Source organism: Bradyrhizobium sp. Arg816 (assembly GCF_029989365.1).
Lineage (GTDB): Bacteria > Pseudomonadota > Alphaproteobacteria > Rhizobiales > Xanthobacteraceae > Bradyrhizobium.
Genome location: NZ_JAPRAQ010000031.1, coordinates 37,252 through 51,223, shown reverse-complemented (window position 1 = coordinate 51,223; position 13,972 = coordinate 37,252). Strand labels below are relative to the sequence as shown.

Sequence of the window (13,972 nt, the reverse complement as noted above, 5' to 3'; positions counted from 1 at the left end):
CCTCAATTTTGCTGCTCAGCCGGCCCCAGATGGGCTGCGTCGATCACGAACTGTGCCAACGCCCGGCCAAGGCAATCATGGACCTGTTTCGCCAGCTCTGGCCCGCGGGACGGGCTGAACAGGTCGAACTGACCCTGATCATTCCACTGCCGCATGATCGCGAAACGGTCGAACAGCGGGATGTCATGCTCCTGCGCCACCACCCGCATATTGTCGAGATAGGGCGGCACCGAGATCATGGTTTCGGTACGTGGGCTGTACTGCAAGTTCATCAAGACGACGTCAGCCCCTGCTTTTTGCAACGCGGAAACCCCTCCGGTCACCGCCCCGCGAAAATCATCGGGATCAATCGCTCGGATAGCATCGACAGTCCCGGTCTGCCAGATGACCAAAGTAGGCCTTTTTGCTTCCATCAGCTTAACGAAGGTGGTGGCCGCTTCCTCGGCCGTCTTCTTGCTCTGTATTTCTACGGAGACATGCACGGCCTCCGACGGCAGCAGCCTGTCCTTCAAAATGGCCTGCATGCGCGCCGGATAGGAGCTGTCCTCCGAGGCCGGAATCGTGGTCGAACGGCTGCCTATGACCAGGATTTCCAGCGGTTTGCCGGCCTTGATGGCGTCGGCGACCCTGGGAAGCTGGCTTTCAGTGGTGAGCAGATAGGATGGCAATTCGCAGGCCGGGGGTGCGGCCGGAGCAGTCGACGCAGCATCGCCCGCGCGCGCCAGGGGCGCGGCGAGGTTACCGCACAGCAGGACCAGGCTCAGGAGAACCTTCGCCTTCATCAGCCCCCTCCCGCCAGATCGGCGTTGCCGACGGCGTTTTTGGTTTTCGCACCGCTCTTGTCAGCCACGCGCTTGTACCACGAAATCACCCAGGCAACGCCCCACATGATCAGGATTCCGGAGAGACTAATCAGCGCATGCATGGCTGCGCCGCCGGAGACTTCGGCCAGGATGAAATGGCCGGCGAAGGCGAGGAAGACGCCGAGACAGAAGATCTCCAGGGAATGCTGGCCGCAGAGGATCAGCGGCCGCAGCCAGGGCGATTTCAGGCCCGGCCATTCCCGGGGCAGGAAGCGAACGGTGAGTGCGGCGAACGCCAGGAAATGCGTGAAGCGCAGCACGTCGAGATCGGCCTTGTCGATCGGATACATCCACTGCTCGAGCCGCTTCGGCATGAAGTGGGAGAGCTGCGGCACATACCAGGTCAGCGTCACGTAGAACGCCGCGACCAGATAGGCGATCGAGATCCACATCGTGACGCGGGACGCCAGGATGCGCGACATGCGTCGCGCACCTCCGAGCGCACACCATGCACCGAAGACGAAAAGCAATTGCCAGGCGAAGGGATTGAACGCCCAGAAGCCGTTCGGATAGGCCGACAGATAGAGGTCGTATTCCCAGGTCACCGCGTAGAGCACGACCGAGAGGCCGAGCGTCACGTCGGGCCGCCATTTCATCAGCCACAAGATCAAGGGCAGCGCCAGCATCAGCACGATATAGAGCGGCAGCACGTCCATGTTGACCGGACGAAAGCGCAGCAGCAGCGCCTGCACAATCGTGACGTCCGGCTGCTTGAGGAAATCCATGATGCCCATCTCTTCGGTGTAGAGCGGGTTCTCGAACCTGGTCGCAACGTAGGAGATTTCGGCGAGGAAGATCGTGAACAGAAAGACGTGGGCGACATAGATCTGCCAGACGCGCCGCAGGATGCGCGCGGTGGCGACGACGAAGCCGCTTTCGAGCATGGCACGACCGTAGACGAACGCCGCAGTATAGCCGGAGATGAAGATGAAGATCTCGGTAGCGTCGCTGAAGCCGTAATTGCGGATCGTGAACCAGGTCAAAAGGCTCGGCGGCAGATGGTCGACGAAGATCAGCCACAGCGCGAGCCCGCGGAACAGGTCGAGCCGGAGCTCGCGCTCGCCGATGGCGGGCAGCGTGATGGCCGGCGCGGCGGAGCGCGGCTTCGCCTCCGCAGGTCTGGCCTCCGCAGGCTTGCCGGTTCCCGCGATCGTCGATCCCGTCACTTGGTCGGCAATGGTCATCGGGGGTTCGAAACCCTTCCGCAAATCGCGACGTATCAAGGAGTGTACAGGTCCGGCCGTCGTCTCGCAAAGCGGCCGGATCACATTGGGATCTACTTCCTCGGTAATTCTGGCGGCACGATGTCGCCAAAACCGCCTGCGGCCGTTGGTTCCCGGCCGGGTTTTCGTTATGATGGCAGCCATGTATCGCGCCGTGACCCGCCAGATCGAAGTGACCGTCGAGCCGAACTTTGTTCCGGAGCAGTCGTCGGCCGACCGCTCCCGCTATTTCTGGTCCTACACCATCGTCATCACCAATTCCGGCGACGAAACCGTGCAGCTGAAGACGCGACACTGGATCATCACCGACGCCACCGGCCGCCAGCAGGAGGTCAGGGGCGAGGGCGTCGTCGGCGAGCAGCCGACCCTGGCTCCCGGCGAGCGCTTCGAGTACACCTCCGGCGTGCCGCTCGCGACCGCCTCGGGTTTCATGACCGGCCGCTACCAGATGGTCAGCGAAAGCGGCGAACGCTTCGAGATCGACGTGCCGACGTTCTCGCTGGACAGCCCGGACAACAAGCGGGTGTTGAACTAGGGCGCGCCGAGATCGTCGCAACACTTGCAGCCGTCATGCCCCGCGAAGGCGGGGCATCCAGTACGCCGCAGCCTCTCGGCTCAATCACTGCCGTCTCGGAGTACTGGATCGCCCGGTCAAGCCGGGCGACGACACCAAGTGTGTGGCTCGCAATGACGAAGGATGCGATGCCTACGCACCCTCGACGCCCGCCTCGGGCGGCGTGAACTGGTACACCGACGAGCAGAACTCGCAGGTCACCACGACCTTGTCGTCCTTGACCATGGCGGCGCGGTCGTCGGGCGAGAAGCTCTTCAGCATCGCGCCAACCGCATCGCGCGAGCAGGAGCATTGCGCCTTCAGGACCAGCGGATTGAACACGCGCACGCCGCGCTCGTGGAACAGGCGGAACAGCAGTCGTTCGCCGGAGAGCTCGGGGTCGATCAGCTCGACGTCTTCGACGGTCTCGACCAGCGAACGCGCCTCGACCCAGGCGTCGTCTTCGGCGACAGCATGCACCTCCGCGCCTTCGGGCGCATCGCCGGGATGCAAATCGGCCTGCCGCGCGCGCTCGGGCGCCTTCGGCAGGAACTGCATCAGCATGCCGCCGGCGCGCCAGCGATGCTTGCCGCCGTCGTTCGAGCGCCACTCCTCGCCGACCGCGAGACGCACGCGCGTCGGGATCTGCTCGGAGCGCAGGAAATATTCGTGGGCGGCATCTTCCAGGCTACCGCCGTCGAGCGCGACCAGACCCTGGTAGCGGCTCATGTCGGGACCCTGGTCGATGGTCATGGCGAGATGACCGTTACCGAGGAGCGTGCCGGAATCTTTTATCTCGCCGAGGCGCTCGGCATCGTAGCGCGCATAGGCGCGCAGGCGATCCGGCGCCATGTAGTCGACGACCAGGAACGACACCGGACCGTCGGTCTGGGCCTGGAGAATGAAGCGGCCCTCGAACTTCAGCGCCGAGCCGAGCAGCGTCGTCAGTACGATGGCCTCGCCGAGCAGCTTGCCCACGGCAGCGGGATAATCGTGCTTGGTCAGGATCTCGTCGAGCGCGGGACCAAGCCGCACCAGGCGGCCACGCACGTCGAGCGCGTCGACCTCGTAAGGCAGCACGGCGTCATCGATGGGAACCGCTGATGGCGCGCGAACCGGGCCTTCAGGCCCGGTATTCATGTCAGGGGATTGGGAAACCATGGCGCTTTATCTGGGGTCGATGGAGGAAAATGGAAGAGGGCGCAAGGGTGGTGTGTTCCGGATGCACTTATGATCGCACAGGATCCTGCAAATTCGATGTCGTCCCGGGGCGCGCGAAGCGCTGATACGGGACCCATAGCCACAGGATTACGCGATAGCCCGCGTAGCCCGGATGGAGCGTAGCGCAATCCGGGACCACTCCAACTGCGGACACAAACCCGGATTTCGCTGCGCTCCATCCGGGCTACAAGTGAGATTACTTCACCGCGTCAAAGCACCAGGCCAGAATGCCCTTCTGCGCATGCAGGCGGTTTTCGGCCTCGTCGAACACGACCGATTGCGGGCCGTCGATCACCTCGTCCGTGACTTCCTCGCCGCGATGGGCGGGCAGGCAATGCATGAACAGCGCATCGGGCCTGGCCAGCGACATCAGCTTCGCATTGACCTGATAGGGCTTGAGCACGTTGTGACGGTGCTCGCCCTCCTTGTCGCCCATCGACACCCAGGTGTCGGTGACGACGCAGTCGGCGCCCTTCACGGCGGCCTCGGGATCGGTGCCGAGCACGATCGGCGCGCCGGTGGCCTTGATGAAGTCCCGCATCACCTTTTTCGGCGCAAGCTCCGGCGGCGTCGCGACATTGAGCTTGAACTTGAAACGCTCGGCGGCATGCGCCCAGGACGCCAGCACATTGTTGTCGTCGCCGGTCCAGGCCACCGTCCTGCCCTCGATCGGGCCGCGATGCTCTTCGTAGGTCATGAGGTCGGCCATCACCTGGCAAGGGTGCGAGCGCCGCGTCAGGCCGTTGATGACGGGCACCGTCGCATATTCCGCCAGCTCCAGCAGGGCCTCGTGATTGAGGATGCGGATCATGATGGCGTCGACATAGCGCGACAGCACGCGCGCCGTGTCGGCGATGGTCTCGCCGCGGCCGAGCTGCATCTCGGCGCCGGTCAGCATGATGGGCTCGCCACCGAGCTGGCGCATGGCGACGTCGAACGAGACGCGGGTGCGGGTGGAGGGACGCTCGAAGATCATCGCCAGCGTCTTGCCTTCCAGCGGCTTCACCGGCTGGTGCGCTTTCTGCTTCGCCTTCATGGCGGAGGAGGCCGCGAGCATGCTCTTGAGCTCCGACAGCGGGAGCTCGTTGATATCCAGAAAGTGCTTCGGGGACTTGCTCATCAGCTTGCCGCCCGCTTGGTCTGACTGGACGAGATCGCGGCGCAGGCGCGTTCGAGCCGACCGACGCTGTCCTCGATTTCGGCTTCGGTGACGATCAAGGGCGGCAGGAAGCGCACGACATTGTCGCCGGCGCCGACCGTGAGCAATTTCTCGTTGCGCAGCGCCGCGCCGAGATCGCCTGACGGCACCACGGCCTTGATGCCGATCAGAAGGCCTTCGCCGCGCACTTCGCTGACGATGTCAGGATAACGATCGATCACGGAGGCGAGCTTCTGCTTGAGCAGCAGCGACATCTTCTGCACGTGATCGAAGAAGCCGGGCTTGAGCATGACGTCGAGCACGGCGTTGGCAGCCGAGATCGCGAGCGGATTGCCGCCGAAGGTCGAGCCGTGCGAGCCGGGCCCCATGCCGGCAGCCGCGTCCGCGGTCGCCAGCACCGCGCCGATCGGGAAGCCGCCGCCAAGCGCCTTGGCCAGCGACATCACGTCAGGCGTGACGCCGGTGCGGCGATGCGCGAACAGATCGCCGGTGCGGCCCATGCCGGTCTGCACCTCGTCGAACGCGAGCAGCAGACCCTTCTCGTCGCAGAGCTGGCGCAACGCCCTCAGGAAGGCGGGCGTTGCCGAACGCACGCCGCCCTCGCCCTGGATCGGCTCAATCAGGATGCCGGCGGTCTGCGGACCGATCGCCTTCTTGACGGCTTCGATATCACCATGCGGGACCTGGTCGAAGCCGTCCATCGGCGGGCCGAACCCCTCGAGATATTTTGCCGAACCGGTCGCGGCGAGCGTTGCCAGCGTGCGGCCGTGGAAGGCGCCTTCGAAGGTGATGATGCGGTAACGTTCCGGATGCCCCTTTGAGAAGTGATGATGGCGGACCAGCTTGATCACACCTTCCAGCGCTTCAGCGCCGGAATTGCAGAAGAACACGAAGTCCGCGAAGCTTTCATTGCACAGACGCGCGGCAAGCTTCTCGCCGTCCGGGCTCTGGAACAGGTTCGACATGTGCCAGAGTTTGGTGGCCTGCTCCTGCAACGCCTTGACCAACGCAGGATGAGCATGGCCGAGCGCATTCACCGCCACGCCCGAGGTGAAATCGAGATAGCGATCGCCGTTGGTCGCAATCAGCCAGCAGCCTTCGCCGCGCTCGAAACCGAGGTCGGACCTGGCGAAAACGGGGAGCAAGTGCGGCGCTGCGCTGTTAGTCATGACGATCACTTGAATGTTGCGGACGGTGTGAGCGTGCATTGCGCAACGCACCATTGACCGGCCCGGAAAACGAAACGTGCCGCCTTTTAAGGGCGGCACGCACGACTATCTTATGCCTGGTGAAACCGGTGTCAATGCCGCCCGGAAAGCCTCGCGAAACGCAGAATCCGTAGTCTTGCGGTGTCGATTTTGCGTATTTCCGCCACGGAACATGTGGAAGCGAGTCGGCGGACTCTTGCGCGTGAGTCACGCCATATTGTAGCGTTTGGCTTGTCAGATACGACATCTCGTGCAGCAGTTCTGATCCTCTAAGTCCTCATGTACCGGCGTAAGCGTTCGGGCGCATCTGGCGCGCCCGGCGAGCCTTAAGGGATTCTGGCGGCACGGGTTTTTCGAAGCTTAGGCATTCGCCGTGCGGCCGCCAGGATGGCAGGCGCCGGCGAAGGAAAGGGTGCAATGACCGTTTTGACCTGGTCGGATGATCGCGTCGAGCAGCTGAAAAAGCTCTGGGAGGCCGGACTTTCGGCCAGCCAGATCGCCGCTGAACTCGGGAATGTGACCCGCAATGCCGTGATCGGCAAGGTGCACCGGCTCGGCCTGTCGGGCCGCGCCAAGAGCCCTTCATCGGCAGCGCCCCGGCCGCGCAAGGCGCGCCCCGCCCAGCACATGATGCGGGTGACCCGCCCGATCGCGCGCGGCAACACCGCGCTGGCGCAGGCCTTCGAGGTCGAGGTCGAGGCCGAACCGGTCACCTACGACAACGTCGTGCCGATGAGCCAGCGGCTGTCGCTGCTGGAGCTGAACGAGGCCACCTGCCACTGGCCGGTCGGCGATCCCTCGAGCCCGGATTTCTTCTTCTGCGGCGGCAAGGCGCTCTCCGGCCTGCCCTACTGCGCCCAGCACTCGCGCGTGGCGTATCAGCCCGCGGCCGATCGCCGTCGCGCGCCGGCGAAGCCGGGTCCGCGCTGAGTTAGCTCCAGACAACCTTGTCCCGGCACAGGGCTGGGACGATCGAGCAAGAAAAAAGCGCGCCACCCGGCGCGCTTTTTGTTTGCTGGCTTGCGGCGGACCCTACGCCTGCTCCGCCTTCGCAAAGCGATCGTCCAGTGCGTAGCCCGCGCCGCGGACGGTGCGGATCGGGTCCTGCTCGCGGCCGAGATTGAGCAGCTTGCGCAGGCGGCCGATATGGACGTCGACGGTGCGCTCGTCGATGTAGATGTCACGGCCCCAGACGCTGTCGAGCAGCTGCTCGCGCGAGAACACGCGGCCGGGATGCTCCAGGAAGAACTCCAGCAGGCGATATTCGGTTGGACCGAGATCGATCGGCCGGCCCGAACGCGCCACGCGGCGCTTGTCGCGGTCGAGCTCGATGTCGCCATAGGCGAGCACCGTGGCGAGCCGCTCCGGGCTGGCGCGCCTGAGCAGGCCCTTCACGCGTGCCAGCAGCTCCGGCACCGAGAACGGCTTGACGATGTAGTCATCGGCGCCGGTCGCAAGGCCCCGCACCCGCTCGCTCTCCTCGCCACGCGCGGTGAGCATGATGATCGGGAGCTGCTTGGTCTCGGGCCGGGTGCGCAGCCGCCGGCACAGCTCGATGCCGGAGAGGCCCGGCAGCATCCAGTCGAGCACGATCAAATCGGGGATGTGCTCCTTGAGGCGGGTGTCGGCATCGTCGCCGCGCATCACCGTCTCGACGTCATAGCCGTCGCCTTCGAGGTTGTAGCGGAGAAGCTCGGTGAGAGCTTCCTCGTCCTCAACCACCATAATGCGTGCGCCCATGGTGTCGTCGCTCCTTAAGTGTTCGGGACCGTCGTGGCGAAGGTCGTCATGTCGCCCTTCGGCCGCTTGTCGGTGATCGCCTGGCCCTCGATCATGTAGAACACGGTCTCGGCGATGTTGGTGGCGTGGTCACCGATGCGCTCGATGTTCTTGGCGCAGAACATCAGATGGATGCAGAACGAGATGTTGCGCGGATCCTCCATCATGTAGGTGAGGAGCTCGCGGAACAGCGAGGTGCAGATGGCGTCGACTTCCTCGTCGCCCTTCCACACCGCCATCGCCGCCGGCAGATCGTGCGCGGCATAGGCATCCAGCACCGACTTGACCTGCTGCTGCACGAGGTCGGTCATGTGCTCCAGGCCGCGGAACAGCTTGAGCGGATGGAAATCGGTCTCCAGCGCCGCGACGCGCTTGCCCATGTTCTTGGCGAGGTCGCCGATCCGCTCGAGATCGGTCGCGACGCGCATGGCGCCGACGATCTCGCGCAGATCCACCGCCATCGGCTGGCGGCGCGCGATGGTGAGCACGGCGCGCTCCTCGATCTTCTTCTGAAGCGCGTCGAGCTCGGCGTCGATGGTGACGACACGCTGGCCGAGCGCGACGTCACGGCGGATCAGCGCGTCGACGGAATCGACGATCATGCGCTCGGCGATGCCGCCCATCTCGGCGACCAGGCGCGTGAGCTCCTGGAGGTCGGTGTCGAAGGCCTTTGCGGTATGTTCAGAACCCATGTTCCGTCTCCTCAGCCGAACCGGCCGGTGATGTAATCCTGCGTGCGCCGGTCGGTCGGCGACGTGAAGATCTTGCTGGTGTCGTCGAACTCGATCAGCTCGCCGAGATACATGAAGGCGGTCTTGTCGGAGACGCGCGCCGCCTGCTGCATGTTGTGGGTGACGATCGCGATCGTGTAGTTCTCGGACAGCTCCTGGATCAGTTCCTCGACCTTCGCGGTCGAGATCGGGTCGAGCGCCGAGCAGGGCTCGTCGAACAGGATCACCTCGGGCCGCACCGCGACCGTGCGGGCGATGCAGAGGCGCTGCTGCTGGCCGCCGGAGAGCGACAGGCCGGAGGCGTTGAGTTTGTCCTTGACCTCGTTCCACAGCGCGCCGCCGCGCAGCGCCTTCTCGACGCGGTCGTCCATCTCGGACTTCGAGATCTTCTCGTAGAGACGGATGCCGAAGGCGATGTTTTCGTAGATCGTCATCGGGAACGGCGTCGGCTTCTGGAACACCATGCCGACGCGGGCGCGCAGCAGATTGAGGTCCAGCTTGGGGTCGAGGATGTTGGTCTGGTCGAGCATGAGCTGACCGGTGACGCGCTGGCCCGGATAGAGGTCGTACATCCGGTTGAAGATGCGCAGCAGGGTGGACTTGCCGCAGCCCGACGGACCGATGAACGCCGTGACGCGGTTGGTGCCGAGCGCCAGATTGATGTTCTTCAGCGCGTGGTGCTCGCCATAATAGAAGTTGAGGTTGCGCACCGTCACCTTGGCCGGGGCTTCGGGCAGCACCGGCGCCTGGGGCAGGCCACCGGCCGCGCTCATCGATACGGAAAGCTCACTCATTTTGCGGTCCTCTCGGCGCCAAGGATGCGCGCACCAATATTCAGGGCAAGAACGGTCAGGGTGATCAGCAGCGCGCCGCTCCAGGCAAGCTGCTTCCAATAGGCGTAGGGGCTCTGCACGAAGTTGTTGATGGTGACCGGCAGGTTCGCCATCGTCTTGTTCAGGCCGAGGCTGAAGAACTGGTTCGACAGCGCGGTAAAGAGCAGCGGCGCGGTCTCGCCGGCGACGCGGGCAGTCGCGAGCAGCACGCCGGTGATGAGACCCGATCGGGCGGCACGATAAGCAATGCGCTTGATCACCAGCGAGCGCGGCAGCCCGAGCGCGGACGCCGCCTCGCGCAGCGCGTTCGGCACCAGCAGCAGCATGTCCTCGGTGGTGCGCAGCACCACCGGGATGACGATGACGGCGAGCGCGAGCGCGCCTGCGATCGCCGAGAAGCCGCGCATCGGCACCACCACCGCGCCGTAGATGAACAGGCCGATGATGATCGAGGGCGCCGACAGCAGGATGTCGTTGATGAAGCGGATCACCGAGGTCAGGCGGTCGTTGCGGCCGTACTCGGCGAGATAGGTGCCGGCGAACAGGCCGAGCGGCGCGCCGATGCCGACGCCGAGCACGGTCATGATGATCGAGCCGACGATGGCGTTGCGCAGGCCGCCTTCGGTCGAGCCCGGAGGCGGCGTGTCCGCGACGAAGAGCTCCAGGTTCAGACCGGCGATGCCGTTGTAGAGCAGCGTGATCAGGATCAGCGCAAGCCAGGTGACGCCGAAGGCGGCGGCGCCCATGCAGAGCCCGCGAACAACGATGTCCTTGCGGCGGCGGCGTGAATAGATCGGGTTCATGGCGCTAGTTCCCCGCCTTCTTTTCCAGCCGCATCAGCATCAACCTCGCCGCTGCGAGCACGAAGAATGTCAGCACGAACAGCAGCAGGCCGAGCAGGATCAGGCCGGACTGGTGCAGGCCGTCGCTCTCGGCAAACTCGGATGCGATCGCCGCCGAGATCGTGGTGCCCGGGGCGAAGATCGAGGAGGAGATCCGGAACGAGTTGCCGATGATGAAGGTCACGGCCATGGTCTCGCCGAGCGCGCGGCCCAGCGCCAGCATGACGCCGCCGATGACGCCGACGCGGGTGTAGGGGATCACCACGCTGCGGACGACTTCCCAGGTGGTGCAGCCGACGCCGTAGGCGGCTTCCTTCAGCACCGGCGGCACCGTCTTGAACACGTCGACCGAGATCGAGGTGATGAAGGGCAGCACCATGATCGCGAGGATCAGCGCGGCGTTGAACAGGCTGAGATAGGACGGGGGACCTGCGAAGATGGCGCCCAGCACGGGGACGCCGTCGAAGATCTTGATCATGAAGGGCTGGAAGGTGTTGGCCAGGAACGGGCCCAGCACGAAGAAGCCCCACATGCCGTAGATGATCGAGGGGATGCCGGCGAGCAGCTCGATCGCCATGCCGATCGGGCGGCGCAGCCATTGCGGGCAGAGCTCGGTGAGGAAGATCGCAATGCCGAGACCCACGGGAATGGCAATCAGCATCGCGATGAAGGAGGTCACGAGCGTGCCGTACATCGGTCCGAGCGCGCCGAGCACCGGCGGATCGGCGGACGGCGCCCAGCGCTGCGTCCACAGGAAGGAGAGGCCGTATTCCTTCATCGCCGGGAAGGCGCCGACGATCAGCGAAATGATGATGCCGCCGAGGATCAGCAGCACCGAGATCGCGGAAAGCCGCGTGATCCAGTAGAAGGTGACGTCGCCGAGCTTGAAGGCGCTCAAGGCCTTGGCGCGGTCATACGGTCCGGCGTCGTCGATTATATCGCTCTGAACGGCCATCTCTGCCACGCCGATCCCCTGTGCCCGTTTGATATACGCTTGTTGTCGGTCTTGTTGTTGGTGTTGCGCTCCGGATGCGGCGCGAGGCCGATCCGGAGCGGAGGTCTTGTGAGATCCCGGCGCCCAGTCCGGGACAAGAGCGCTTAGCTCTTGATCTCGGCAGCCCAGGTCTTCTCGATCAGCTGGACGACCGGGTCCGGCATCGGGATGTAGTCGAGCTCTTCAGCCGCCTTGCCGCCGCTCTTGAAGGCCCAGCGGAAGAACTTGATGGCTTCCTGCGAGGCTGCCTTGTCGGTGGCATCCTTGTGCATGAGGATGAAGGTCGCCGCCGTGATCGGCCAGGACTTGTCGCCGGGCTGGTCGGTCAGGATGACGTAGTAGCCGGGAGCCTTGGCCCAGTCGGCGTTGGAAGCCGCGGCCTGGAAGGCTTCGACCGTCGGCTGCACCGGCTTGCCGGCCTTGTTGACGAGACCGGTGTAGGTCAGCTTGTTCTGCTTGGCATAGGCGTACTCGACGTAGCCGATCGAGTTCTTGGTCTGGCTGATGTTGCCCGACACGCCTTCGTTGCCCTTGGCGCCGACGCCGACCGGCCACTCGACCGCGGTGCCCTCACCGACCTTGCTCTTCCAGTCCGCGCTGGCCTTGGAGAGATAGTTGGTGAAGTTGAAGGTGGTGCCCGAACCATCCGAGCGGCGGACCACGGTGATGGCGTCCGACGGCAGCTTCACGTTCGGATTGAGCTTCTTGATCGCGGCGTCGTCCCACTTGGTGATCTTGCCGAGATAGATGCTGGCCAGGGTCTCGCCGTCGAACACCAGCTCGCCGGGCTTCACGCCCTCGATGTTGACGACCGGAACGATGGCGCCCATCACCATCGGCCACTGGACGAGGCCGTCCTTCTCGAGCTGCTCGGCCTTGAGCGGCGCGTCGCTGGCGCCGAAGGTCACGGTCTTGGCCTGTATCTGCTTGATGCCGCCGCCGGAGCCGATCGACTGGTAGTTCAGACCGTTGCCGGTCTCCTTCTTGTAGGCGTCAGCCCACTTGGAATAGATCGGGAACGGGAACGTCGCACCGGCACCCGTAATGTCGGCAGCAAAGGCCGCCGTCGCCGATGCGGCGACCAAGCCGGCAGCGACGATCGTTTTGATGAAATTCATGGTGGTCTCCATACAGGGGAGCGAAGCGCCATCCGCGCCCGATCGCGCTCCCCGTGCCGCCCCTTTAGGAGCGGTCGGCTGTGCTTTTACGAAGGTTTCGTGACAGCTGGATGACACATACAAGCGTTTGAAATCGCTTGAATATCAGGTTAGAGTCGCGGTCTTCGCCTGGGGAAAACAGGCCGTGAAAACGGCACCCTGCTTGGGCACGCTCTCGATCAAAAGCCGGCCGCGATGGCGGTTAAGAATATGTTTCACCAGCGATAATCCGAGCCCCGTCCCGCCCTGCGACCGGCTGTCGCCGACGTCGACCCGGTAGAACCGCTCGGTCAGCCGCGGCAGGTGCTCGGGCGCGATGCCAGGGCCGAAATCGCGGACCATGACCCGGATTTCCTGAGTTCCATCAGTGGCTGCCGCGGCCGCCAGCGACACGATGACACGTCCGCCCGACGCCCCGTATTTGAGCGCGTTCTCAATCAGGTTCTCGAACAGACGGAGCAATTCCTCGCGATCGCCCGCGATCATCACCGGGGTCTCAGGCAGATGGGTTTCGACCTCGACCTGGCGCTCCCGCGCCAGTGGCTCGAGCCCGTCGGCGACCTGGAAGATGATCGGCAACAGGTCGACCAGGGTGTCGGGCCGCACATGGGCCGACAGCTCGACCCGCGACAGCGAGAGCAGATCGTCGATCAGGCGCGCCATCCGGGTCGCCTGGTTGTGCATGATGCCGAGGAAGCGCTCGCGCGCCTTGGGATCGTCCTTGGCCTGGCCCTGGAGCGTGTCGATGAAGCCCGACAGCGCGGCGAGCGGCGTGCGCAGCTCGTGGCTGGCATTGGCGACGAAGTCCGCGCGCATTTCCTCGACCCGGCGCAGCGGCGTCTGGTCGTGGAAGGTCATCAGCATGCATTTGTCGGCGCCGCCGAAGGAGGTCGGCACCGGCACCGGCGTGATGATCAGCTCCATCCAGCGATCGACCGGGACATGGTCGAGATAGGTCGCACGCCGCGGTTCGGTGGTGGCGATCGATTCACGCAGCGCCGTGATGATCTCCGGCGAGCGCAGCGCGAACTGGGCGAGCTCGTTCTTGCGCAGCGCCGGCGCCAGCTGGGCGGCGGCGGCATTGAGATGGATGACACGCCCGGCGCGGTCGAGCAGCACCGCCGGATCCGGCATGCCGGCGACGACCGCAGCCACCGCCGCGCTCTCGACCTGGTTGACGCGGCGGGTGTCGTCGCGCGAGGCGGCGTTGTCGTGCAGCCGCCAGGGGATCAGCGCCGCGGCCGCGATGCAGAGGAACACCGTCGCCGCCCGCATCACCGACAATTCGCCGAGCGAGACCACCACCGACAGCGCCAGCGCCGCGGCGATCAGGATGACGGTCGAGTGCCGCAGCCGGTCGGACCAGGGCTGCGCCGAGGGAGAAGATGGGGCGTCGATCGCCATCGGGG

14 protein-coding genes are annotated in these 13,972 nt (G+C 64.8%); 2 read left to right on the top strand and 12 right to left on the bottom strand.

The genetic code is table 11. The annotated features are described in order from the left end of the window. Positions 1–2 precede the first annotated feature (2 nt). Both OWC48_RS40760 and OWC48_RS40755 read right to left on the bottom strand, forming a co-directional pair. Positions 3–782, bottom strand: a complete 780-nt coding sequence (locus OWC48_RS40760) for an SGNH/GDSL hydrolase family protein (RefSeq protein WP_282525060.1) — start codon at positions 780–782, stop codon at positions 3–5. Next, positions 782–2,047, bottom strand: coding sequence for an OpgC domain-containing protein (locus tag OWC48_RS40755; protein ID WP_282525059.1), 1,266 nt, complete (start codon positions 2,045–2,047; stop codon positions 782–784). Before OWC48_RS40755 ends, OWC48_RS40760 begins: the two co-directional genes overlap by 1 nt. A gap of 181 nt (positions 2,048–2,228) precedes the next feature. Here OWC48_RS40755 and apaG point away from each other — a divergent pair, with 181 nt between their 5' ends. Then, positions 2,229–2,621: a Co2+/Mg2+ efflux protein ApaG gene (gene apaG / locus OWC48_RS40750; protein WP_014491305.1), complete on the top strand. Its 393-nt coding sequence runs from the start codon at positions 2,229–2,231 to the stop codon at positions 2,619–2,621. 171 nt (positions 2,622–2,792) lie between these two features. Here apaG and OWC48_RS40745 read toward each other — a convergent pair whose 3' ends face one another. The 3 genes from OWC48_RS40745 to OWC48_RS40735 all read right to left on the bottom strand — a co-directional run bounded on the left by OWC48_RS40745 (position 2,793) and on the right by OWC48_RS40735 (position 6,188). After that, positions 2,793–3,800 (bottom strand): Hsp33 family molecular chaperone, encoded by a 1,008-nt coding sequence (locus tag OWC48_RS40745; RefSeq protein ID WP_282525058.1) that lies wholly within the window; start codon positions 3,798–3,800, stop codon positions 2,793–2,795. A gap of 256 nt (positions 3,801–4,056) precedes the next feature. Beyond that, on the bottom strand, positions 4,057–4,980 hold the full coding sequence (argF, locus tag OWC48_RS40740; RefSeq protein ID WP_282525057.1) for an ornithine carbamoyltransferase: 924 nt from the start codon (positions 4,978–4,980) through the stop codon (positions 4,057–4,059). Then, a complete protein-coding gene (locus OWC48_RS40735; protein WP_212095151.1) occupies positions 4,980–6,188 on the bottom strand; it encodes an aspartate aminotransferase family protein in 1,209 nt (402 codons plus the stop codon). Before OWC48_RS40735 ends, argF begins: the two co-directional genes overlap by 1 nt. A gap of 456 nt (positions 6,189–6,644) precedes the next feature. Between OWC48_RS40735 and OWC48_RS40730 the strand changes: the two genes are divergently transcribed. Beyond that, on the top strand, positions 6,645–7,157 hold the full coding sequence (locus tag OWC48_RS40730; RefSeq protein WP_014491301.1) for a GcrA family cell cycle regulator: 513 nt from the start codon (positions 6,645–6,647) through the stop codon (positions 7,155–7,157). A 102-nt stretch (positions 7,158–7,259) separates the two neighbouring features. Here OWC48_RS40730 and phoB read toward each other — a convergent pair whose 3' ends face one another. The 7 genes from phoB to OWC48_RS40695 form a co-directional block, all read right to left on the bottom strand. Next, positions 7,260–7,967: a phosphate regulon transcriptional regulator PhoB gene (phoB, locus tag OWC48_RS40725; RefSeq protein ID WP_014491300.1), complete on the bottom strand. Its 708-nt coding sequence runs from the start codon at positions 7,965–7,967 to the stop codon at positions 7,260–7,262. A gap of 14 nt (positions 7,968–7,981) precedes the next feature. Continuing rightward, entirely contained in the window at positions 7,982–8,698 is a 717-nt protein-coding gene (phoU, locus tag OWC48_RS40720) for a phosphate signaling complex protein PhoU (RefSeq protein WP_028155152.1), read from the bottom strand. Positions 8,699–8,709: 11 nt separating this feature from the next. Continuing rightward, on the bottom strand, positions 8,710–9,531 hold the full coding sequence (gene pstB, locus OWC48_RS40715) for a phosphate ABC transporter ATP-binding protein PstB (RefSeq protein ID WP_014491298.1): 822 nt from the start codon (positions 9,529–9,531) through the stop codon (positions 8,710–8,712). Continuing rightward, positions 9,528–10,373, bottom strand: coding sequence for a phosphate ABC transporter permease PstA (gene pstA / locus OWC48_RS40710; protein WP_282525056.1), 846 nt, complete (start codon positions 10,371–10,373; stop codon positions 9,528–9,530). The genes pstB and pstA overlap by 4 nt, the downstream gene beginning before the upstream one ends. Before the next feature lie 4 nt (positions 10,374–10,377). After that, positions 10,378–11,367, bottom strand: a complete 990-nt coding sequence (gene pstC / locus OWC48_RS40705) for a phosphate ABC transporter permease subunit PstC (protein WP_282525093.1) — start codon at positions 11,365–11,367, stop codon at positions 10,378–10,380. A gap of 143 nt (positions 11,368–11,510) precedes the next feature. Beyond that, entirely contained in the window at positions 11,511–12,524 is a 1,014-nt protein-coding gene (gene pstS / locus OWC48_RS40700; protein ID WP_014491295.1) for a phosphate ABC transporter substrate-binding protein PstS, read from the bottom strand. A gap of 144 nt (positions 12,525–12,668) precedes the next feature. Next, the gene (locus OWC48_RS40695; protein WP_282525055.1) at positions 12,669–13,967 is read right to left on the bottom strand and encodes an ATP-binding protein; all 1,299 of its coding nucleotides are present in this window, start codon (positions 13,965–13,967) and stop codon (positions 12,669–12,671) included. Between the last annotated feature and the right edge of the window lie 5 nt (positions 13,968–13,972).